General features: G+C 68.9%; 19 protein-coding genes. 9 read left to right on the plus strand and 10 right to left on the minus strand.

Going from position 1 to position 19,615, the window contains the following annotated elements; genetic code table 11:
* Positions 1–75: 75 nt before the first annotated feature.
* Positions 76–1,647 carry a hypothetical protein gene (locus EOINJALH_RS14355; protein WP_158219772.1) on the minus strand — a complete coding sequence of 524 codons (1,572 nt, stop codon included), beginning with the start codon at positions 1,645–1,647 and terminating at the stop codon, positions 76–78.
* Positions 1,648–1,805: 158 nt separating this feature from the next.
* On the opposite strand from EOINJALH_RS14355, the gene trkA reads away from it, so the two are divergent.
* Both trkA and EOINJALH_RS14365 read left to right on the plus strand, forming a co-directional pair.
* Entirely contained in the window at positions 1,806–3,215 is a 1,410-nt protein-coding gene (gene trkA, locus EOINJALH_RS14360; RefSeq protein ID WP_088281137.1) for a Trk system potassium transporter TrkA, read from the plus strand.
* Between the two features lie 11 nt (positions 3,216–3,226).
* Positions 3,227–4,684 (plus strand): TrkH family potassium uptake protein, encoded by a 1,458-nt coding sequence (locus EOINJALH_RS14365; protein ID WP_088281139.1) that lies wholly within the window; start codon positions 3,227–3,229, stop codon positions 4,682–4,684.
* 24 nt (positions 4,685–4,708) lie between these two features.
* Here the strand turns inward: EOINJALH_RS14365 and EOINJALH_RS14370 are convergent, their stop codons facing one another.
* On the minus strand, positions 4,709–5,857 hold the full coding sequence (locus tag EOINJALH_RS14370; protein WP_088281141.1) for an iron-containing alcohol dehydrogenase: 1,149 nt from the start codon (positions 5,855–5,857) through the stop codon (positions 4,709–4,711).
* A 97-nt stretch (positions 5,858–5,954) separates the two neighbouring features.
* On the opposite strand from EOINJALH_RS14370, the gene EOINJALH_RS14375 reads away from it, so the two are divergent.
* Both EOINJALH_RS14375 and EOINJALH_RS14380 read left to right on the plus strand, forming a co-directional pair.
* The gene (locus tag EOINJALH_RS14375) at positions 5,955–6,866 is read left to right on the plus strand and encodes an alpha/beta hydrolase (RefSeq protein ID WP_088281143.1); all 912 of its coding nucleotides are present in this window, start codon (positions 5,955–5,957) and stop codon (positions 6,864–6,866) included.
* Positions 6,867–6,870: 4 nt separating this feature from the next.
* Positions 6,871–7,746, plus strand: coding sequence for a YbgC/FadM family acyl-CoA thioesterase (locus EOINJALH_RS14380; RefSeq protein WP_088281145.1), 876 nt, complete (start codon positions 6,871–6,873; stop codon positions 7,744–7,746).
* 55 nt (positions 7,747–7,801) lie between these two features.
* Here EOINJALH_RS14380 and EOINJALH_RS14385 read toward each other — a convergent pair whose 3' ends face one another.
* From EOINJALH_RS14385 to EOINJALH_RS14415, 7 genes are all read right to left on the minus strand, one after another.
* Positions 7,802–8,560 (minus strand): 3-hydroxyacyl-CoA dehydrogenase, encoded by a 759-nt coding sequence (locus EOINJALH_RS14385; RefSeq protein ID WP_088281147.1) that lies wholly within the window; start codon positions 8,558–8,560, stop codon positions 7,802–7,804.
* A 4-nt stretch (positions 8,561–8,564) separates the two neighbouring features.
* Entirely contained in the window at positions 8,565–9,221 is a 657-nt protein-coding gene (adk, locus tag EOINJALH_RS14390) for an adenylate kinase (RefSeq protein WP_088281149.1), read from the minus strand.
* Positions 9,222–9,395: 174 nt separating this feature from the next.
* Positions 9,396–10,148: a 3-deoxy-manno-octulosonate cytidylyltransferase gene (kdsB, locus tag EOINJALH_RS14395; RefSeq protein ID WP_088281151.1), complete on the minus strand. Its 753-nt coding sequence runs from the start codon at positions 10,146–10,148 to the stop codon at positions 9,396–9,398.
* Positions 10,145–10,348, minus strand: a complete 204-nt coding sequence (locus EOINJALH_RS14400) for a Trm112 family protein (RefSeq protein WP_088281153.1) — start codon at positions 10,346–10,348, stop codon at positions 10,145–10,147. Before EOINJALH_RS14400 ends, kdsB begins: the two co-directional genes overlap by 4 nt.
* On the minus strand, positions 10,345–11,388 hold the full coding sequence (gene lpxK, locus EOINJALH_RS14405; protein WP_088281155.1) for a tetraacyldisaccharide 4'-kinase: 1,044 nt from the start codon (positions 11,386–11,388) through the stop codon (positions 10,345–10,347). The genes EOINJALH_RS14400 and lpxK overlap by 4 nt, the downstream gene beginning before the upstream one ends.
* A gap of 10 nt (positions 11,389–11,398) precedes the next feature.
* Positions 11,399–11,821 carry a biopolymer transporter ExbD gene (locus tag EOINJALH_RS14410; RefSeq protein WP_088281157.1) on the minus strand — a complete coding sequence of 141 codons (423 nt, stop codon included), beginning with the start codon at positions 11,819–11,821 and terminating at the stop codon, positions 11,399–11,401.
* Between the two features lie 13 nt (positions 11,822–11,834).
* Complete coding sequence (locus EOINJALH_RS14415; RefSeq protein ID WP_088281159.1) at positions 11,835–12,485, minus strand: MotA/TolQ/ExbB proton channel family protein; 651 nt, start codon at positions 12,483–12,485, stop codon at positions 11,835–11,837.
* On the opposite strand from EOINJALH_RS14415, the gene xseA reads away from it, so the two are divergent.
* From xseA to EOINJALH_RS14435, 4 genes are all read left to right on the plus strand, one after another.
* Positions 12,418–13,893, plus strand: coding sequence for an exodeoxyribonuclease VII large subunit (gene xseA, locus EOINJALH_RS14420; RefSeq protein ID WP_234413845.1), 1,476 nt, complete (start codon positions 12,418–12,420; stop codon positions 13,891–13,893). The two genes, EOINJALH_RS14415 and xseA, sit on opposite strands and share 68 nt — an antisense overlap.
* A gap of 122 nt (positions 13,894–14,015) precedes the next feature.
* Entirely contained in the window at positions 14,016–14,600 is a 585-nt protein-coding gene (locus EOINJALH_RS14425; protein ID WP_088281161.1) for a superoxide dismutase, read from the plus strand.
* 76 nt (positions 14,601–14,676) lie between these two features.
* Positions 14,677–15,375: a response regulator transcription factor gene (locus tag EOINJALH_RS14430; protein WP_088281163.1), complete on the plus strand. Its 699-nt coding sequence runs from the start codon at positions 14,677–14,679 to the stop codon at positions 15,373–15,375.
* A gap of 22 nt (positions 15,376–15,397) precedes the next feature.
* The gene (locus EOINJALH_RS14435) at positions 15,398–16,810 is read left to right on the plus strand and encodes a sensor histidine kinase (RefSeq protein ID WP_088281165.1); all 1,413 of its coding nucleotides are present in this window, start codon (positions 15,398–15,400) and stop codon (positions 16,808–16,810) included.
* A 5-nt stretch (positions 16,811–16,815) separates the two neighbouring features.
* Here the strand turns inward: EOINJALH_RS14435 and EOINJALH_RS14440 are convergent, their stop codons facing one another.
* Positions 16,816–17,286, minus strand: coding sequence for a DUF192 domain-containing protein (locus tag EOINJALH_RS14440; RefSeq protein ID WP_088281167.1), 471 nt, complete (start codon positions 17,284–17,286; stop codon positions 16,816–16,818).
* 167 nt (positions 17,287–17,453) lie between these two features.
* Here EOINJALH_RS14440 and EOINJALH_RS14445 point away from each other — a divergent pair, with 167 nt between their 5' ends.
* Positions 17,454–19,607, plus strand: a complete 2,154-nt coding sequence (locus EOINJALH_RS14445; RefSeq protein ID WP_234413846.1) for a cation-translocating P-type ATPase — start codon at positions 17,454–17,456, stop codon at positions 19,605–19,607.
* Positions 19,608–19,615 lie beyond the last annotated feature (8 nt).

Consider the following 19,615-nt stretch of genomic DNA (forward strand, 5'->3'; position numbering starts at 1 on the left):
CACGGCTGTGGTGCAAGACCCGCTCGGGGCCTGGTGTGAACGTCGCACCAGGCCCCGAGTCCCTTGGGCGGCGGGTCAGAAGAGGCGGATGCCGATCACCCTGGCTGGGGTCACCTGCACGTCGCGGCTGGGCGGGCCGATGCCGAGCTGGCCCATGTCGTTGACGCCCCAGGACACGACGGTGCCGTCGCGCTGCCGTACGACGACGAACCCCCGCCCGGCGCTCACTTCGACGGCCTGGCGTTCGGCGCCGAACACGGCCCTGGGCTGCAACACCGGCGCGGCGGAAGCGTAGCCCAGCGGCCCCTCGCCCCAGCTCCACAGTTGCCCTTGGCGATCGACGGCAAATGCCGCCGTCGCGGTGAGTGCGACGTCCACGATGTCGGTCAGGCCGGCCACACGGGTGGGGACGTCGACCACGACGTCCTCCAGTTGGCCGTTGCCCAGCGCGCCGTGGGCGTTGCTGCCCCACACCCAGACGCTGCCATCCTGCGCAAGGACCATGCAGTTGCGTTCGGCACAGGCGGCCGATTTCGCCGCCGGCAGGCCCGGAATGCGCTGTGCGGGGTGCGTCGCCTGGTAGCTGCCGTCGGCCGCGCCCTGGATGCGCCATGCCGAATCGTCGAGCCCGATGGCGACGAGGCCGACCTCCGCTCTGGCGGCAGACGATCGGCCCAGGGCGCGCACCACGGGCAGTCCGGTGACCCGCACCGGCACGTACCGATGGCCCACGCCGTTGGGACTGCGTGCGTTCTGGCCAGGACCGATCCACACGCTGCCGTCCTCCCTCAGCGCGGCACTGGTGCCCTGGAAGTCTTCCTCGATCTGGACGATGCGGTCCGGCAGGTGCAAGCGTGTCGGGGTGGTCACCCGATACATGACGGCAGGAAACGCCGCGCCCTCGGGGAATTCGTCGCCCGTGGCCCAGAGCCCACCGAGGTAGGCGTCCCATATCAGGACCGTGCCATCCAGGCCGACCGCCCGCGGCGCGAGGCCGTGCCCGATCCAGCGGGCGTCCAGGCCGGTGTCCCGAACCTGTGTGCCGGGCGTCGTCGTGCCGTAGGGCACGTCGACGTTGGACCATCGCACCACCGTGCCCATGCCCCAGGCCAGCACCCGGCCGTCCGACCGAAGGGCGGCCGTGCCGTCCATCCCGGCCGCCAGGGTACGGCGTTCCTGCTGCCAGCCGCAGGCAGGGGCCAGCGGATAGACCGAGCAACGATCGGCCTGCAGACGCGCCGACCAGTCGCTCGCCTGGCCCAAGCGCTGCAGGCGGTCCTGCGTGAAATCGCCGAGTCCATAAACCTCCCCGTCGGGGGTGACGCCGAGGTAGCGCCAGCCCCACGGGCCCGCGTACGCCCGCACCGTGAAGTCGAGGCCGCCGTGCTGGACGTGCCAGCTGAGCGTTCCCTTGGGAAACTCTGCCGGGTAGGTGGTTTCGGCCCAGTCGAGCAGAGCCTCGGGGTCGACGGCCGGCGCCTCGGACATGGCGGCCGCGAGGGCATGACGCATGGCGACCTCGAGCGGACGGGCGGCGGCCGAACCGCCGTCGCCACCGCCACACCCGACCAGTCCTGCAAGTCCCGCCGCTGCAACGAAAGCGATCGCGGCACGGCGGCCCTGCTGAAGGGGAATGCATTCGCTCATGGTGGTCCTGGCGTTGCGAAGGAACGGGGCACAGGATAACGGGTCCGCTGGGCGCATGCCGGCGCCCACGGCAGCGCCGGCGCGTCCGGGCGTCGACTGCGACCACTCGCCGCGGCGAGATCGTTCCGGCCGGTCGCTGCCGTTCGTATGATCTCGCCATGAACATCATCATCCTCGGCGCCGGCCGGGTGGGGGAGAGCGTCGCCGAGAGCCTGGTGTCCGAGCGCAACGACATCACGGTGATCGACACCAATCCGGCTCGCCTCCGTGCGCTGCAGGACCGGCTCGACCTGCGAGGGGTGGCCGGCAACGGCATCCAGCCGTCGGTGCTCGAGGCCGCCGGCGCCCGCGACGCGGACATGCTGATCGCGTGTGCGCCCGCCGACGAGACCAACCTGGTGGTGTGCAAGGTCGCGCACGACCTGTTCAACATCCCGACCACCATTGCGCGCATCCGCTCGCCGGAGTTCGAGCAGGGCAGCCCGATGCTGGGCAAGTCGGGGTTCGCCGTCGACCAGGTCATCTGCCCCGAGGCATCGCTCACGGCCTACATCTGCAAGCTGATCGACTACCCCGAGGCGCTGCAGGTGCTGGAGTTCGCGCAGGGCATGGTCAGCCTGATCGCGGTGCGTGCCGTCACGGGGGGGCCCATGGTGCGGCACGTCATCTCCGAACTGCCGCAATTGGCGCCCGGCGTCGAGATGCGCATCGTGGCCATTTACCGCAAGGACGAGCAGGGCACCGACCACCGGATCATCTGCGATGGCAAGACCCGGATCGAACCCGGGGACGAAGTCTTCGTGCTGGCAGCAACCCGCCACATCCGCCGTGTGCTGGACGCGCTGCGCCGACGCGACCAGCCTGTGCGTCGAGTGATGATTGCCGGCGGCGGCAAGGTGGGGTTGCGCCTGGCCAGGCAGGTCCAGGGCGAATGCCATCTCAAGGTCATAGAGGCCGACGCGTCACGCTGCGAGTACCTGAACGGGCAACTCTCGGGCGACGTCCTGGTGCTGCACGGTGACAGCACGGACGAGGAACTGCTCGACAGCGAGAACGTTCAGGACACCGACCTCTTTCTTGCGCTGACCAGCGATGACGAGGACAACATCATGGCTTGCCTGCTGGCCAAGCGCATGGGGGCTCGGAGGGTCCTGGCGCTCATCAACCGGCGTGCCTACGCCGACCTGGTGCAGGGCACGCAGATCGACATCGCGCTGTCGCCGGCCCAAACGGTGATCGGCGAGTTGCTGGCCTACGTGCGCCGGGGCGACGTGGAAGCCGTCTACAGCCTGCGCCGTGGCGCGGCCGAAGCGCTGGAAGCCGTGGCACATGGCGATCAGAAGACGTCCAAGGTCGTGGGCCGACGCGTCGAGGACATCAAGCTGCCCAAGGGGGCCGAGATCGGCGCCATCGTGCGCGAGGTCGGCGCCGAGTCGGGGCGGCAGGTCGTCATCCCGCACCACGACACTGTGATCCACAGCGGCGACCACGTCATCGTCTTCGTGCCTCGCAAGCGCATGGTCCGAGAGGTCGAACGACTCTTCCAGGTCGGCGCCACGTTCTTCTGATCCGCCCAGCGATGCCTTCGATTCTTCCCTTGCTGCCCGTGCTGGGCATCGTGCTTGTGTTGTTCTCCGTGACGATGGGGGTGCCATTGGCGTTCTCGTGGGTTCAGCGCGATGGTGTGCTGCATGCCCATGCATTGGCCATGGCCGCCACCTTGATCAGCGGGTTGCTGTTGCGGATCGGCAGCCTTCGCCGACACCATGAACTCAAAGCCCGGGATGGGTTCCTCCTCGTGGCGCTGGTGTGGACGGTCCTGCCCGCCTACGGGACGCTGCCATTGCTGCTGTCGATCGACGACCTGAGCTTCACCGATGCGTACTTCGAGGCTGTGTCCGGGTTGACCACCACCGGCGCCACCGTGTTGACGGGCTTGGAGAAGTTACCCTTGTCGGTCAACGTCTGGCGCTGCTTCATGGTCCTGATCGGCGGCATGGGCATCATCGTGCTGACGGTGGCCATCCTGCCCCTGCTGGGCGTGGGCGGAGCACAGTTGTTCAAGGCCGAGACGGCCGGGCCCATGAAGGATGAGAAGCTCACCCCACGCATCGCCGAGACGGCCCGCGGACTGTGGAGTGTCTACTTCATCCTGGCGCTGCTCTGCTTCCTGTCCTATCGGGCCGCTGGCATGGCATGGAGCGACGCCTTCATGCACATGTGCTCGACGATGGGCCTGGGCGGCTTCGCCGCCTACGATGCCAGCTTCGGCGCGTTCAATTCGCCCCGGATCGAAGCGGTGGCCATCGTCTTCATGCTGCTGTCCGGCATCAACTTCGCCTTGTACTTCGTGGCCTTCAAGCGTCGATCGCTCCAGGGCCTGCTGCGCGATACCGAGGTGCGCAGCTATGTCGTGCTGATGTCCGCGTCCGTGCTGCTGATTGCCCTGTTCCTGGCGGCCAACAAGGTGTACCCGAGCTTCGGCGAATCGTTCCGGCATGCCGCATTCAATGTCGTGTCGGTGGCGACCACGACGGGATTCGCGTCGGTGGACTATGCCCAGTGGCCGATCTTCGCGCCGGTGCTGATGCTGTTCCTGTGCGGCTTTGCCACCTGTGCGGGATCCACCGGCGGTGGCATCAAGCTGATCCGATCCATCCTGCTGTTGAAGCAGACACAGCGGGAACTCATCCGCATCGTGCATCCTCGGGCCGCCGTGCCTGTGACGCTGGGCGGCGCCGTGGTCCCCAATCACGTCCTGACCTCCGTGATCGCCTTCATGCTGGTCTACGGCGCGGTGATGGTGGTGGCCACGCTGCTGCTGCTGTTCACAGGGCTCGACATCGTAAGCGCGTTCACGGCGGTGGTGGCCTGCATCAACAACACCGGGCCCGGACTCGGCCAGGTCGGGCCCGCCGCAAACTACCAGGGCCTCACCGACTTCCAGACCTGGGTCTGCACCACGACCATGCTGTTTGGTCGGCTCGAACTGCTGAGCCTGCTGGTGCTGTTCACGCCGCAGTTCTGGCGCGGCTGACCGGTGCCGTGACGGCCCGGGCAATCACATCGAATCGGCCAGCATCGACCGGTACTCGTCGCGGGTGGCGATGCGCGGGTTGGTCTTGTGGCAGTGGTCGGCCATCGCGCCGTCGATGACGCGCTCGAACAGGTCGGGCGTCACACCCATCGCCGCGAGGCCCGTGGGCAGGCCAAGGCGCGCATTCAGTTCGCGGATCGCCTCCGCCACCTCCGTGCCCGCCGCATCGCAGCCGCCGATGCCGATGGCCTGCGCGATGCGCTGCAGCCGGCGGTCGCGGCGCATGCTGTCGGCCGAGGCGTTGAAGCGCACCACCGCCGGCAGGAACATCGCGTTCAGCGTGCCATGGTGCAGGCGCGGGTTCACGCCGCCCAGGCTGTGACTCAGCGAGTGCACGCAGCCCAACCCTTTCTGGAAGGCCATCGCGCCCTGCATGCTGGCGCTCATCATGGCCCAGCGGGCGTCGCGGTCCTGGCCGTCGCGCGTGGCGCGTTCGATGTGGGCCCAGCCGCGTTCCAGTCCGTCGAGCGCAATGCCGTCCGCTGGCGGATTGACGGCCGGCGCCATGAAGGTCTCCAGGCAATGGGCGATGGCGTCCATGCCGGTGGCGGCCGTCAGCATCGGCGGCAGTCCCAGCGTCAGTTCGGGGTCGAGCAGCGCCGCCTTGGGCATCAGGTGCCAGCTGTGGAAGCCGAGCTTGCGGCCGTCGTCGACGATGACGATGGCGCCGCGTGCCACCTCGCTGCCGGTGCCGGCGGTGGTGGGCACCGCGATCAGCGGTGCCACGGCCTCGGTGATCTTCGGGCTGCCGCCTTCGATGGTGGCGTAGGTCTTCAACGGGCCGGGGTGGGTGGCGGCGATGGCCACGCCCTTGGCCAGGTCGATGCTCGAGCCGCCGCCGACCGCGATCAGGCCATCGCAGCCCTCGGCCGCATACACCGCGCAGGCGGCGCGCACGCCGGCCTCGGTGGGGTTGCTCGGGGTCTGGTCGAACACGGCGTGCGGCAGATCGCCCAGCGCGGCGAGCGCGAGGTCGAGCACACCTGCGGCCCGCACACCCACGTCGGTGACGACCAGCGGCTTGCGCATGCCCACGCGCTCGCACTCGGCCGGCAGGCCCTTGACGACGCCGAAGTCGATGTCGATCTGGGTGAGGTACAGGATGCGGGCCATGGTGCGGTTCGTCGGCAGTGGCAGGAGCGCGAAGTATGCTTGGAGCCATGTGCGATGGTGTGATCCCTCGGTGACAGTGCGGCTCCTGACGCCGGCGATGGCCGGCCTGCTCGACCGCATCCGGCGTGCCCAGCGCATGCCCTTCCATGCGATGACGCCGCAGGAGGCCCGCGCGGCCTACCTGAAGGCAGCCGAGGTACTGGAGCCGCCCCGCGTGCCGCTGGCCCGCGTCCAGGACATCGAGATTCCCGCGGCCGACGGCACGCCGCTGCCGGCCCGCCTGTATGCCGACGGCCACGACCTGCGCCCGGTGCTGCTGTACCTGCACGGCGGCGGTTTCGTCATCGGCGGCCCGGAGACGCACGACAGCCTGTGCCGCCAGTTGGCCTTGCGCTCGGGTGGCGCTGTGGTCTCGCTCGACTACCGACTGGCGCCGGAGCACCGCTTTCCCACCGCCGTGGACGATGCCTGGGCGGCGATGCGTTGGCTGGCGGCCCATGGGCGCGAGGCACTGGGCCTGGACACCACGCGCCTGGCGGTCGGTGGCGACAGCGCCGGTGGCACGCTGGCGGCCACCTGCGCCATCCATGCGCGCGACATCGGCCTCCCACTGGCACTGCAACTGCTCATCACGCCGGGCACCACGGCGCATGCCGACACGCCGTCGCACCGGCTGTTCGCCAACGGCTTCCTGCTCGATTCGGCCAACGTGCAGTGGTTCTTCGACCACTACATCGACGTGCACCATCGCCGCGACTGGCGCTTCGCCCCGCTGGAGGCCGACGACCTCGAGGGCGTCGCGCCGGCCTGCCTGGTGCTGGCCGAGTGCGACCCCTTGATCGACGAAGGACTGGCCTACGGCGACCGCCTGCGTGCGGCCGGCGTGCCGGTCGAACTGGAGATCGGGCGCGGCCTGACCCATGATTTCATCAAGATGGGCCGCGTGCTGAAGGAGGCCGGTGCGGCCCAGGCCGCGGCCGCCCACGCATTGACCCTGGCCTGGAGATGAGCCGATGAGCCAACGCAAGCAGTTCAAGTTCCTCGACCGCCTGCGCGTGCGCTGGGCCGAGGTCGACATGCAGAAGATCGTCTTCAACGGCCACTACCTGATGTACATCGACACCGCCGTGGCCGGTTACTGGCGCGCGCTGGCGCTGCCCTACCACGAGACGATGGAACACCTGGGCGGCGACCTGTACGTGCGCAAGGCCACGCTCGAGTACTTCGGCTCGGCCCGCTATGACGACCAACTGGAGGTCGGCATCCGCACCGCACGCATCGGCAACAGTTCGATGCTGATCGAGGGTGCGGTGTTCCGCGGCGAGGAGTTGCTGGTGTCGGGCGAGTTGGTGTACGTCTTCGCCAATCCGGCGACGCAGACCAGCCTGCCGGTTCCCGCCGCGCTGCGCGAGGTGCTGACGGATTTCGAGGCCGGCGATCCGATGGTGTCGGTGAGCACCGGGACGTGGGAGGCCTTGGGTGCGGCGGCCGGGCCGATCCGCCAACAGGTGTTCGTGCAAGAGCAGAAGATCCCCGCCGACCTGGAATGGGACGAGGCCGACCTGACGGCGCTGCACGCCCTGGCCGTCAACCGCTTCGGCGTGGCGCTGGCCACCGGGCGGCTCGTGACGTTGGCCCCGGGTGTGGCCAAGATCGGTCGCATGGCGGTGATGGCGTCGATGCGGGGCAGCCGCATCGGGCGCGCGGTGCTCGACGCGCTGGTGCACGCCGCCGCCGCTCGGGGCGACCACGAGGTGCTGCTGCATGCGCAGGCCACGGCCGCGCCGTTCTACCTGCGGGCGGGGTTCTCGGTGCGGGGCGAGCCCTTCGAGGAGGCCGGCATCGAGCACATCGAGATGACGCGCCTGCTGAGGCCCCCGGCGTCCTGACCTGTCGGACGCGTCGTCGTGCGGACTGCGCCTTCCGGCGCGGCCCGCACGGCGGTCACTTCGGGGCCAGGCGGATCGCGCCGTCGAGGCGGATCACCTCGCCATTGAGCATGTCGTTGGCCAGGATGTGCTGCACGAGCTTGGCGTAGTCCTCTGGCCGGCCCAGTCGGCTGGGGAAGGGCACGCTGGCGGCCAGGGCGTCCTGCACCGCTTGCGGCATCGTGAACAGCATCGGCGTGCCGAAGATGCCCGGCGCGATGGTCATCACGCGGATGCCGTTGCGCGCCAGATCGCGCGCGATCGGCAGCGTCATGCCGACCACGCCGCCCTTGGACGCGGCGTAGGCCGCCTGGCCAATCTGTCCGTCGTAGGCCGCCACGCTGGCGGTGCTGACGATCACGCCGCGCTCGCCCGTGGGCTCGGGCTCATTGGCGCACATGGCCTCGGCGGCCAGGCGGATCATGTTGAAGGTGCCGATCAGGTTGACCGTGATGACCCGCGTGTAGACGTCGAGCGGGTGCGCGCCGTCCTTGCCCACGGTCTTGACGGCCGGCGCGATGCCTGCGCAGTTGACCAGTCCGGCCAGCTTGCCCAGCGCCTGGGCCTGCGCCACCGCGGCACGGCCGTCGGCCTCCTGGCTGACGTCGCAGCGCACGAAGGCGCCGCCCAGATCGGCCGCCAGGGCCTGCCCGCGCTCGACCTGCAGGTCGGCGATGACGACCTTGCCGCCCTCGCGGGCCAGCATGCGCGCGGTGCCCTCGCCGAGGCCCGAGGCCCCCCCAGTGACGATGAAGGCCTTGCCGGCGATGTCCATCGGCTCAGCCCTCCAGGGCCTTCAGCGCGCGCGAGGTGATCTCCTCGACGCTGCCAGTGCCGGAGATGCGCTCGTAGCGCGGCGCCTGGCCGTCGCCGGTGCGGGCCCAGGCCGAGTAGTACTCGACCAGCGGCCGCGTCTGGCTCTGGTACACCTCGAGGCGCTTGCGCACCGTGGCTTCTGAATCGTCGTCGCGCTGGATCAGGTCTTCGCCGGTCACGTCGTCCTTGCCGGCCACCTTGGGTGGGTTGAACTTGACGTGGTAGCTGCGGCCCGAGGGCTGGTGCACGCGGCGGCCGCTCATGCGCTCGATGATGGCGGCGTCGGGCACGTCGATCTCGAGCACGAGGTCGAGCTTGACCCCGGCCGCCTTCATGGCCTCGGCCTGCGGGATGGTGCGCGGGAAGCCGTCGAACAGGAAGCCCTTGGCGCAGTCGGGCTGCGTGATGCGCTCCTTCACGAGGCCGATGATGATGTCGTCGCTGACCAGGCCGCCGGCGTCCATCACCTTCTTGGCCGCCAGGCCCATCGCGGTGCCGGCCTTGACGGCCGCACGCAGCATGTCGCCAGTGGAAATCTGCGGAATGCTGTACTTCTGGCAGATGAAGGCGGCCTGTGTCCCCTTGCCCGCTCCGGGCGCGCCCAGCAGAATCAGTCTCATCGGTTCCTCGATCGTGTTGTGGGTCTGGCGCCCTGGTCGGGGCATGCCGAGACGTTAAAAATTGCCGGCCAGAATAGCATGGCATGCCCTGCGTCAAACTGACGCTGACCCCGCTTGGCGGGGCCTCGCGGATGTGCCATGCGGGCCGTCGGCTGGCCTGCGGCCCTTGCCGTTTCAGCCGAAGAGAGCGCGCACCCTGGCCAGGTCATTCGCCGTGTCGACGCCAGGCCCGGGACGTTCGTCGGACACATGCACGGCGATGCGCTCTCCATGCCACAGCACGCGCAGTTGCTCCAGCGCCTCCACCACCTCGAGCGGTGATTGCGCCAGCGCGGGAAATCGACGCAGGAACCCGGCCCTGTAGGCGTACAGGCCCACGTGCCGTAGCGGACGGGGCGTCGGCAGCACGCCCTGGCCCGTGAGGTGGCCGTCACGCCACCAGGCGATGGGCGCGCGCGAGAAGTACAGCGCCCGTGAGTGCGCATCGAGCACCACCTTCACCACGTTGGGGTTCGTGTACTCCTGGAAATCGTCGATGGCATGCGCCACGGTGCCCATCACGCAATCGGGTCGATCGTCGAGCAGGCGGGCGCAGGCATCGATCATCGCCGGGGCAATCAGCGGCTCGTCCCCCTGCAGGTTGACGACGCGTTCGTCGCCATCGAGGCCGAGCAGCACGCAGGCCTCGGCCAGTCGATCACTGCCGCTGGGGTGATCGTCTCGGGTGGACACCGCCTCGACGCCATGGCGCGCACAGGCCTCGACGATGGCCGTGGCATCGGCCGCCACCACCACCCGGGCGGCTGAACTGCGCGCCGCGGCCTGGGCCACCCGCACGATCATTGGCAGGCCACCGATGTCGGCCAGCGGCTTGTCGGGCAGGCGAGTGCTGGCCAGCCGTGCCGGGATCAGGACGGTGAAGCTCACGCGCCGGCGTCGTCGGGCTGGGGCAGGGCGCGGGCTTCGGTCTCCAGCATCACCGGGATGCCATCGCGGATCGGGAAGCCCAGTCGATCGGCCGCGCAACAGAGTTCGGTGGGCCGGTTGTTGCTGTCCCGGCCCATCGTCAAGGGCCCCTTGCACAGCGGGCAGACAAGCAGGTCGATCAGGCGGTGGTCAAGGCTCATGGCGGTGTGGGGTTCATCAGGCGGCGCAGGGCGTCGCCGAAGGCTGGCTCGGGTTCGAAGTCTAGCGTCGCCACCCACACCCGCGTGGTGCCCGCGCGGCTAGGGGGCAACTTGACGGCGTCCTTCTCGGTGACGACCACGTCCGCTTCGTCGTCGGACCAGGGCAGGCTCGCAAAGTCGTGGTGATCGGGCAATGGCAGCCGGCGGATCGCCACGCCAGCAGCGTCGAGCATGTCGAAAAAGGCGTTCGGGCGTGCCAGGCCAGCCGCCGCCAGCACGTTGCGGCCGGTCAGCACCGACAGCGGTTGCACGGCCAACGGACCACCGCGCCACCAATCCTGCAATGCCACCACGCCACCCAGTCGGCGCAGGCCGAGATGGCCTTGCAGTGGTGTGCTGGGTCGGGCGGCGTTGTACAGCACCAGTTGCCGCGGCCCGAGCGTGCGCGGCAGAGGTTCGCGCAATAGGCCGGCCGGCAGCAGCAAGCCGTTGCCCGCTCCGCGCTCGTCGAACACCAGCACCTCGATGTCGCGGGCCAGGGCCAGGTGCTGCAAGCCGTCGTCGGCCACGATCACGTCGACCTCGGGGTGCGCCGCGCACAGGCGTGCGGCGGCAGCGGCACGGTCGCGCCCGACCAGCACCGGCACGCCGGTGCGGCGGTGGATCAGCAGGGGTTCGTCGCCGGCGGCCGAGGCCGCGGTGGTGGCGTGGACGTCGATCAGTTCGTCGGTCGCACGGCCATGGCCGCGCGACACCACGCCTGGGACTCGGCCTTCGGCCTGCAGCCAGCGCACCAATGCCATCACCGCGGGGGTCTTGCCGGCCCCCCCGGCCACGATGTTGCCGACGACGATGGTCGGGCGCGGGGCGGGCAAGACGGTCCGCAGTCCACAGCGGAAGGGCCAGCGGTGGACGGCTGCCAGGGCGCCATACAGCCACGACACGGGCTGCAGAAGCCGGGCAGCCAGGCTGGGCACGGGCATGGCCCATTGCCCCGTCAGCCACTGCTGCCATCGGGGCGTTCGGCCCGGAAGGCTCATGCGTTGCTGATCAGCGCCCGTTGCCGGGCACCTGCGTGGCGAAGGTCAGGCGTGGCAGGCCGGCACGCCGCGCGGCGTCGAGCACGTTGACGACGGACTGGTGCGCCGCCATGGCATCGGCGGAGACGATCACCACGGTACCGTCGCCACCGGACGCCGCGGCGCGCAACTCGGCCGCCAGCAGTTCCACGCTGCGTCCCTCGATGGGTCGATGGTCGATCAGGTAGCGGCCCTCGGCCGTCACGGACACCAGCACCTCGGCCGGCCGCTCCTTCAGCCGCTCGGCGTCTGCCGTCGGCAAGGTGATCTGCAACTCGGAGTAACGACTGTAGGTCGTCGAGAGCATCAGGAAGATGAGGATCACCAGCAACACGTCGATGAACGGGATCAGGTTGATCTCGGGCTCTTCGGGCGTGCGTCGGCTGAACTTCATGGTGGCGGCCCGATCAGTTGCCGTGGCTGGCCGCCGCCGCAGCACGCAGCGCGAAGCGCATCAGGTGCGGCACCATGCGTTCGGCGGCCAGTTCGAGGCCCAGCGTCATCTGGTCGACCAGTCCGCGGAAGTAGCGATAGAACATCAGCGAGGGGATCGCGATGATGAGGCCGTACGCCGTGTTGTACAGCGCCACCGAGATGCCGTGGGCCAGCATGGCGGGATTCGAGCCACCCGTGGGCGCCTGCGAGCCGAAGATCTCGATCATGCCGATCACCGTGCCGAACAGGCCCAGCAGCGGCGCCGCTGCGGCAATGGTGCCGATGGTGTTGAGGTAGCGCTCGAGGCGATGCGCCGCAGCGCGTCCCGCGTTTTCGAAGGCCTGACGCAGGGCGGTCTCGGTGATGCGAGGTTCGGCCACGACGGCACGCAGGCCCGCGGCCAGCACCTGCCCGAGCACGGAGTTGTCGTGCAGCTTGCCGATCACATCGGCCGACGGCAGGCTCTTCTGCGTCACGGCCATCACTTCGTCCAGCAACTTGGGCGGCAGCACGCGCCGGAGCCGCAGGTTCAGCAGCCGCTCGATCACGAGCGTCATGGCCACGAGCGAACACAGGATCAGCGGCGCGATCGGCCATCCGGCCGCTTGTATGATCGAAATCAAATGCTACTTTCGAGGTGTGGCGTCGACCAACGGCTGGCGCGACATCGGTGGCGGGATTATGGCGTCCCGCGCAAGGAGGCTTGTGTCATCCAAATCCCCCGTGTCCGGCGGCTTCCGCGCCGACTTGCCGCCGCCGCAGGCCTGGGGCGTGGCGGCGCTGCTGCAGGCGGTGTCGGACGCGCTGCAGTCGCGCCTGGGTGCGATCACCGTGCGTGGGGAGTTGTCCGGTTTCACGCGTGCCGCCAGCGGCCATTGCTACTTCAACCTGAAGGACAGCGACGGCCAGACGGCCATGCTGCGCTGCGCGATGTTCCGACGGGCCGCCTCGCTGCTCGAGTTCCGGCCCGCGGATGGGCACCAGGTGGAACTGCGCGGCCGCATTGCGGTTTACGAGCAGCGCGGCGAACTGCAATGCGTGGTCGAGTCGATGCAACCGCTGGGTGCGGGCTCGCTGTTCGAGTTGTTCATGCGCCTGAAGGCCAGGCTCGAGGCGGAGGGCTTGTTCGCCGAGGACCGCAAACGCCCGATCCCTGCGCATCCCCGGGCTGTGGGTGTCGTCAGCTCACTGCAGGCTGCCGCGTTGCACGACGTACTGACCGCCGTGGCCCGCCGCGCCCCCCACGTGGCGGTGGTGGTGTACCCCAGTGCGGTGCAAGGCGTCGATGCGCCGGCACAACTGGTCCAGGCCATCGCGCAAGCCAACGAGCGGGATGAGGTCGATGCGCTGATCGTGTGCCGAGGTGGCGGCTCGCTCGAGGATCTGTGGGCCTTCAACGACGAGCGGGTGGTGCGCGCCGTGGCCGCATCGCGTTTGCCCGTGGTCTGCGGTGTCGGCCACGAGACCGACTTCACGCTGTCCGATCTGGCGGCTGACCTCCGCGCGCCCACGCCGACGGCCGCGGCCGAACTGTCCACCCCTGTGACCACTGACGAGTTGGCGCGCTTGCAGGCGGCTCATGTGCGTGCAGTTCGGGCGCTGACCCGCGAACTCGACCGCAGGGCGCAGCGCCTCGATCTTTTGTCGCTGCAGTTCGGCAGGCCGGGCCAATGGGTGTCGCTGCGGCAGTCGCGCCTGCAGGCCTTGGCGCAGCAGGCAGGCCGGGCCGCCATGCGCCGCCTGTCGCAGGAAGCTTCTCAACTCGCGCGTGGGCAGCATCGGCACGACGTGGCCGGCCTGTCCGCAAGGAGGCAGCGTGCGGCCACACTGGACGGCCTGGCCGCCCGACTGGCCGCGGTGGACCCGCGGCAGGTGCTGTCGAGAGGCTATGCGTGGCTCAGCGATGCCGGGGGGCGCCCGGTTTGCGGTGTGGCCGGCCTGGTCGCAGGGCAGCAGCTGTCTGCGCAATGGTTCGATGGCCGTGCCGACGTCGAAGTTGAGCGAATCACCGCGTCGCGGCCGCTCGAATAGGCCCTTGCGGACGCCGCGGCTAGACCGCGGCCTGCCGCGCATGCAAGGGATTTCTGCGCTGCCTACAATCGTCGGCTATTGCAACCCGGCGCGGCCCTCGCGCCCCACGGAGGAGTTTCCGGATGTCGACTTTCACCCTGCCCGCACTGCCGTACGCCGCCGATGCCCTGGCGCCGCACATCTCGAAGGAGACCTTCGAGTACCACCATGGCAAGCACCACCAGGCGTATGTCACCAACCTGAACAACCTCGTGCCTGGCACCGAGTTCGCCGGTCTGTCGCTCGAGGACATTGTCCGCAAGTCGGCGGGGCCGGTGTTCAACAACGCGGCGCAGGTGTGGAACCACACCTTCTTCTGGAACAGCATGAAGCCGGCCGGGGGCGGCGAGCCCAAGGGTGCACTGGCCACCGCGATCAATGCCAAGTGGGGCAGTTTCGCGGCCTTCAAGGAAGCCTTCACCAAGAGCGCTGTCGGCAATTTCGGGTCGGGCTGGACCTGGCTGGTGAAGAAGGCGGACGGCTCGGTCGACATCGTCAACACCAGCAACGCCGGCACGCCGCTGACCGGCGCCGACAAGGCGCTGCTGACGATCGACGTGTGGGAGCACGCCTACTACGTCGACTACCGCAACGCCCGTCCGAAGTTCGTCGAGACCTTCCTCACGTCCTTGGCCAACTGGGACTTCGCCGAGGCCAACTTCGCCTGATCGGACGGCCCATCTGCTGTTCGCCAAGCCGGTCACAGACCGGCTTTTTCATGTCTGGGCACGATAGCATCGCCGCATGCGCATCCTCCTGGTCGAAGACGATCGCGCGCTGAGCCTTGGCATCGGCAGGGCATTCGAGCGCGAAGGCTGGCGCGTCGATGTGCTCGACGACGGCCAATTGGCCATGGCCGACAACCTGCTCGAGCAGTACGACGTGGCCGTGCTCGACCTGGGCCTGCCACGCCGCGATGGCATGGACGTGCTGCGCCATTGGCGGCGCAGCGGGCACCGGCAGCCTGTCCTGCTGCTGACCGCACGCGATGAACTTGGCGATCGGGTGCAGGGGTTGGACGCCGGCGCCGATGACTACCTTGTCAAGCCATTCGACGTGCCCGAGCTTGTGGCGCGCCTTCGCGCACTGAAGCGTCGGTCGGATGGACGGGTGCACGACACGCTGTCGCTGGGCGAATTGCGGTTGGACCTGGGCAACCGCGAGCTCACCTTCCGTGGGGACCGGGTGCGAATGAGTCCGCGCGAGATCGCTCTCACCCAGTTGCTGATCCAGCGTGCCGGCCGTGTCGTGCCCAAGGAATCGATCGTGGCCACGCTGTCCAGTTGGGAATCCGACTTCAGCGAGAACTCTGTCGAGGTCTATGTGCACCGGCTGCGCAAGCGCTTCGCCGATTTCGGCGTGGTGATCAAGACCGTGCGCGGATTCGGCTACGTGATCGAGTGTGACATCGCAGCGGACAAATCGCCTGGCGCCGCCGACTGATTCGAAGCGACTCGACCGCGCCATGGAGTCACCGCGCCGGCATGGCCCGAGCCTGAGGCGCCAACTGCTGCAGCCGCTGTTCTGGGTCTGGGCTTTGGGCATGGTGGTCGCTGTCGTCGGTGCGGTGCTGCTGGCCCGGGCCAGCGCCAATGCCGCATTCGACCGCGGCCTGCAGGACGAAGCCAGCGCCCTGGCCGCCAAGGTGGTATGGACAGAGCGGGGGCCGTTGCTCGACCTCACCCGCCAGGCCATGGAACTGGTCACCTGGGATCGGGGCGACCGGAACGCCTTCGCGATGGTCGATGCCGACGGCACGGTGTTGGCGGGGCAGGGCGGTGTGCCGACCCCGACCTGGCGAAAGGTGGCGGTGGAACAGCCCATGGTGTTCAGCGGCGACTATGCCGGCCTGCCGGTGCGCGGGGCCGTGTTTTCGGTGATGTCACCGATGCTCGACCGCATGGTGTCGATCGTCGTGGTCGAAACCACCAACAAGCGCTCGGCCGCCATGCGGGACATCCAGTTTGGCATCGTGCTGCCCTCGCTGGCCCTGGGGGCGGTGACTTTCGCGCTGCTGGCATGGGGCATCCGCCGCGGCCTGCAGCCGCTGCACGACGTGGCACGGCAGGTGGCTGATCGCGATGCCCACGACTGGCGCCCGCTGTCCTTGCTGAACGTGCCAGCCGAAGCGGTGCCTCTGATCGACCGCATCAACTCCTTGCTGGACAACGTGCGCCACTCGATGTCAGTGCAGCGCCGCTTCATTGCCGACGCCGCACACCAACTGCGCACGCCGGTCGCCGGCATGCGGGTGCTGCTGCAGGAGCTGTCGCATGAATTGCCCAGGCTGCACCACGACCCCAGCGCAGGCTGGCCTGCGGTCCTCGCCCAGTTGCACGCATCGAGCGACCGCATGGCACGTCTGATCGGTCAGCTGCTCAGCCTGGCTCGCTCCGAAACGGCCTTGGTGCTCGACGCCGAGCACAAGCCGCAAGACCTGTTGCCGTTGCTGCGCGAGGTGTCCGAGCCGCATGTGCTGCAGGCTTTGGCGGAAGGGCGTGTGCTGGTGCTCGATGCCCGAGACATTGCGGTCGTGGCGCGTGTGCATGCCGTGTGGTTCGAGGAGGTCGTGTCCAATCTGCTGGACAACGCCATGCGTTACGGCGGCACGAACATCGTGCTGGGCGTGCGTCCGCTGGCCACAGGCGGGGCCGAGGTCTGGGTCGAGGACGACGGGGAGGGGGTCGCAGCCGACTTGCTGCCACGGCTGTTCGAGCCGTTCTGGCGGGGTGACCGTGCCGACCGTCGCAACGACGGCGGCACCGGCCTGGGCCTGGCCATCGCCCGCGAGATCACCGAACGGCTGGGCGGCACACTGACGGCGTCCACTCGGCCCGAGGTGCCCGGGCTCCGATTCACGATGCGCCTGGGCGCCTGACGCGGTCAGCGCTTGAAGTGGGGGCCGTTGATCTTCGAGCCCGCGGTGACGCCGCGCTTGGCGAACCAGCCGACATTCATTTCCAACGCGTAGCGCACGGGCTCGTTCGAGCAGTGCGCGTCGTCGCTCTGCGGCTTCATGTCGGCGATGTTGACGACGCTGCCGTCGTCGCGCAGGAAAGCGATGCTCAAGGGCAGCAAGGTATTGCGCATCCAGAAGCACTGCTTCGTGGCGGATTCGAAGACGAAGAGCATGCCCTCGTGCGTGGCCATGCGTGAGCGGAACATCAGCCCCACGCTGCGCTGCTCCGGCGTCTCTGCCAGTTGCGCAACGATGTTGTGCATGCCCGAGGTCAACGTGACGGTGGGCAGGTTCTGCGGGATGGGCCGAGGCGGGGTCTCGGCGAGCACGGTGCCCACGAGGCCGAACAGCAGGGCCATATGCCCCAACGGCCCCAAGGTCTTGACATAGATCATGCTGAAGCTCCGGGGTGACCGCTAGATTATCGAGGTTCCTGCCCTCGTCCATGATCGCGCCGCCGTCCAGCCCACCGCCAGCCTCTTCCGGCGACCTGTCGCTCCTGGACGATCCGATCGAACAGCGTCGATTCACGCGGTTCAGCGTCGGGCCTGGCGGAGTGAGTGTGGCCGATTCTTCGCTGCGCATCAGCGGCATGCACTGCGCAGCCTGCGCCGGCATCATCGAACAGGCCGTGTCGAAGGTGGGCGGGGTGATCGACGTGCAGGTCAGCGCCGCTGGCGAGCGCGCCCGCATCCACTGGAATCCGGCGCGGGCGTCGATGACCGACATCGTCGCCGCCATCGCCAATGCCGGCTATGGTGCGCTGCCCGATGCCGCGATGGAAGCGCGGGAGGCGCGGCGCCAGGAGCATCGTGCGGCGCTGTGGCGCTTGTTCGTGGCCGCTTTCTGTGCCATGCAGGTGATGATGATGGCCACGCCCAGCTACGTCGCCCATGGAGACGAGTTGGCGATGGACATGCGGCAATTGCTGAACTGGGGCAGTTGGTTGTTGACCTTGCCAGTGCTCGCGTTCTCGGCAGGCCCGTTCTTTCGCGGCGCCTGGCATGCGCTTCGACAACGCCGCATCGGCATGGACGTTCCGGTGTCGCTGGGCATCGCAGTGACCTTCGTGGCCAGCAGCGGTGCCACGTTCGACCCTGCGGGGCCGTTCGGGCATGAGGTTTACTTCGATTCGCTGACCATGTTCGTCAGTTTCCTCCTGGCGGGGCGTTGGCTCGAGGTTCGGGCCCGCCATCGCGTGGCCCAGGTGCTGGAGTCGACCTTGAACGGTATGCCCGAGTCCGCCAACCGCGTGCTCGACGACGGCAGCACCGAGACCGTGAGCGTGCAGCGACTCGCCGTGGGCGACCGTGTGCGTGTCGCCGTGGGCCAGGCCTTTCCGGCGGACGGCGAGTTGATCGAAGGCCAGACCAGCGCCGACGAGGCGCTGCTGACCGGCGAGTCCCGCCCGGTGTCGAAGGTCGAAGGGGCGCCGGTGGTGGCCGGCAGCATCAACCTCGGCGCGCCGGTGACGATGCGGGTGGCGCGCACCGGTCAGGACACCCGGCTGCAGGCCATCGTGGCGATGATGCGCGACGCGATGACCCAGCGCCCGGCGCTGGCCCGTGCCGCCGACCGCTGGGCTGGCCCCTTCCTCTGGACGGTGTTGCTGCTGGCCAGTGGCGCCGCCGCGGTGTGGAGCGTGGTCGATCCGAGCCGGGCCGTCTGGGTGGCGGTGTCGGTGCTGATCGTCACGTGCCCTTGCGCGCTGTCTCTGGCAGTGCCAGCCGCCTTGCTGTCAGCGTCCAGTGCCTTGGCCCGGCGCGGCGTGCTGTTGCAGCGACTCGACGCGCTCGAGGCCTGGTCGAAGATCGACCGTGTCTACTTCGACAAGACCGGCACGGTCACCGACGACAGCCTGCACTGGCGCGGCCTCATTCGGCATGGCGCCGGAGCCGGGGCGCGATCGGATGCCGAACTCATGCACATGGCATCGTCGTTGGCCGCCTGGTCGACCCACCCGATGTCGCGCGCCGTGGCGGCACAAGCGCTGCCTGGCGCTCCGTTCGACTGGCGCGATGTGCAGGAGCACGCCGGTCTGGGCCTCAGTGGACTGGATGCCGCGGGCAAGCTCTGGCGGCTGGGGTCAGCCGGCTTCGTCGGTGTGACCAGCGCGGCAACCGATCTCGGCGGGGCTGCCGTGGTGTGGTTCGGCTGTGACCACAATGACGTGGCCGGGTTGTGCTTCGACGAGTCGGTTCGACCCGACGCCGCGGAAGCCATCGCCGGGTTGCGGGCCCGAGGCATCGAGGTGCTGCTGCTGTCAGGCGATCGTGCCGACCGCGCGGCGAGGATGGCCACCCAACTGGCCGTCGATGGCGTGATCGGCGATGCCACGCCGGAGATCAAGCTTGCCGAGATCGAGTCCGCACAGGCCAAAGGGCTGCGGGTGGCCATGGTGGGTGACGGCATCAACGACGCGCCGGTGCTGGCGCGGGCAGATGTGTCGCTGGCGATGGGGCAGGGCGCTCTCGTGGCGCGTGCCCACGCAGACGCCGTCGTGGCGTCGAACCGGCTCGGCGATCTGGTGAAGATGCACGACCTGTCGCGGCGCACGATGCGCGTCGTGCGCCAGAACCTCGTGTGGGCGGCGGGCTACAACCTGGTGTGCATTCCGCTGGCCCTGGTGGGCTGGCTGCCGCCCTGGGCCGCAGGCCTGGGCATGGCCAGCAGTTCGGTGTTGGTGATCCTGAATGCCATGCGGCTGGCCCGCTGACGCACGCC

It is taken from the genome of Ideonella sp. A 288 (assembly GCF_002198735.1).
GTDB lineage: Bacteria > Pseudomonadota > Gammaproteobacteria > Burkholderiales > Burkholderiaceae_C > Pseudaquabacterium.

What these genes read in the sequence shown, in the direction of transcription:
- EOINJALH_RS14430 (WP_088281163.1), top strand. Translation starts at nt 14,677, where the DNA reads ATGCGCATCCTCCTGGTCGAAGACGATCGCGCGCTGAGCCTTGGCATC.
- EOINJALH_RS14440 (WP_088281167.1), bottom strand. Translation starts at nt 17,286, where the DNA reads ATGATCTATGTCAAGACCTTGGGGCCGTTGGGGCATATGGCCCTGCTG.
- adk (WP_088281149.1), bottom strand. Translation starts at nt 9,221, where the DNA reads ATGAGACTGATTCTGCTGGGCGCGCCCGGAGCGGGCAAGGGGACACAG.
- trkA (WP_088281137.1), top strand. Translation starts at nt 1,806, where the DNA reads ATGAACATCATCATCCTCGGCGCCGGCCGGGTGGGGGAGAGCGTCGCC.
- lpxK (WP_088281155.1), bottom strand. Translation starts at nt 11,388, where the DNA reads ATGAGCCTTCCGGGCCGAACGCCCCGATGGCAGCAGTGGCTGACGGGG.
- EOINJALH_RS14355 (WP_158219772.1), bottom strand. Translation starts at nt 1,647, where the DNA reads ATGAGCGAATGCATTCCCCTTCAGCAGGGCCGCCGTGCCGCGATCGCT.
- EOINJALH_RS14380 (WP_088281145.1), top strand. Translation starts at nt 6,871, where the DNA reads ATGAGCCAACGCAAGCAGTTCAAGTTCCTCGACCGCCTGCGCGTGCGC.
- EOINJALH_RS14425 (WP_088281161.1), top strand. Translation starts at nt 14,016, where the DNA reads ATGTCGACTTTCACCCTGCCCGCACTGCCGTACGCCGCCGATGCCCTG.
- EOINJALH_RS14435 (WP_088281165.1), top strand. Translation starts at nt 15,398, where the DNA reads ATGGAGTCACCGCGCCGGCATGGCCCGAGCCTGAGGCGCCAACTGCTG.
- EOINJALH_RS14375 (WP_088281143.1), top strand. Translation starts at nt 5,955, where the DNA reads ATGGCCGGCCTGCTCGACCGCATCCGGCGTGCCCAGCGCATGCCCTTC.
- EOINJALH_RS14410 (WP_088281157.1), bottom strand. Translation starts at nt 11,821, where the DNA reads ATGAAGTTCAGCCGACGCACGCCCGAAGAGCCCGAGATCAACCTGATC.
- EOINJALH_RS14400 (WP_088281153.1), bottom strand. Translation starts at nt 10,348, where the DNA reads ATGAGCCTTGACCACCGCCTGATCGACCTGCTTGTCTGCCCGCTGTGC.
- xseA (WP_234413845.1), top strand. Translation starts at nt 12,418, where the DNA reads ATGGCCACGAGCGAACACAGGATCAGCGGCGCGATCGGCCATCCGGCC.
- EOINJALH_RS14365 (WP_088281139.1), top strand. Translation starts at nt 3,227, where the DNA reads ATGCCTTCGATTCTTCCCTTGCTGCCCGTGCTGGGCATCGTGCTTGTG.
- EOINJALH_RS14385 (WP_088281147.1), bottom strand. Translation starts at nt 8,560, where the DNA reads ATGGACATCGCCGGCAAGGCCTTCATCGTCACTGGGGGGGCCTCGGGC.
- EOINJALH_RS14370 (WP_088281141.1), bottom strand. Translation starts at nt 5,857, where the DNA reads ATGGCCCGCATCCTGTACCTCACCCAGATCGACATCGACTTCGGCGTC.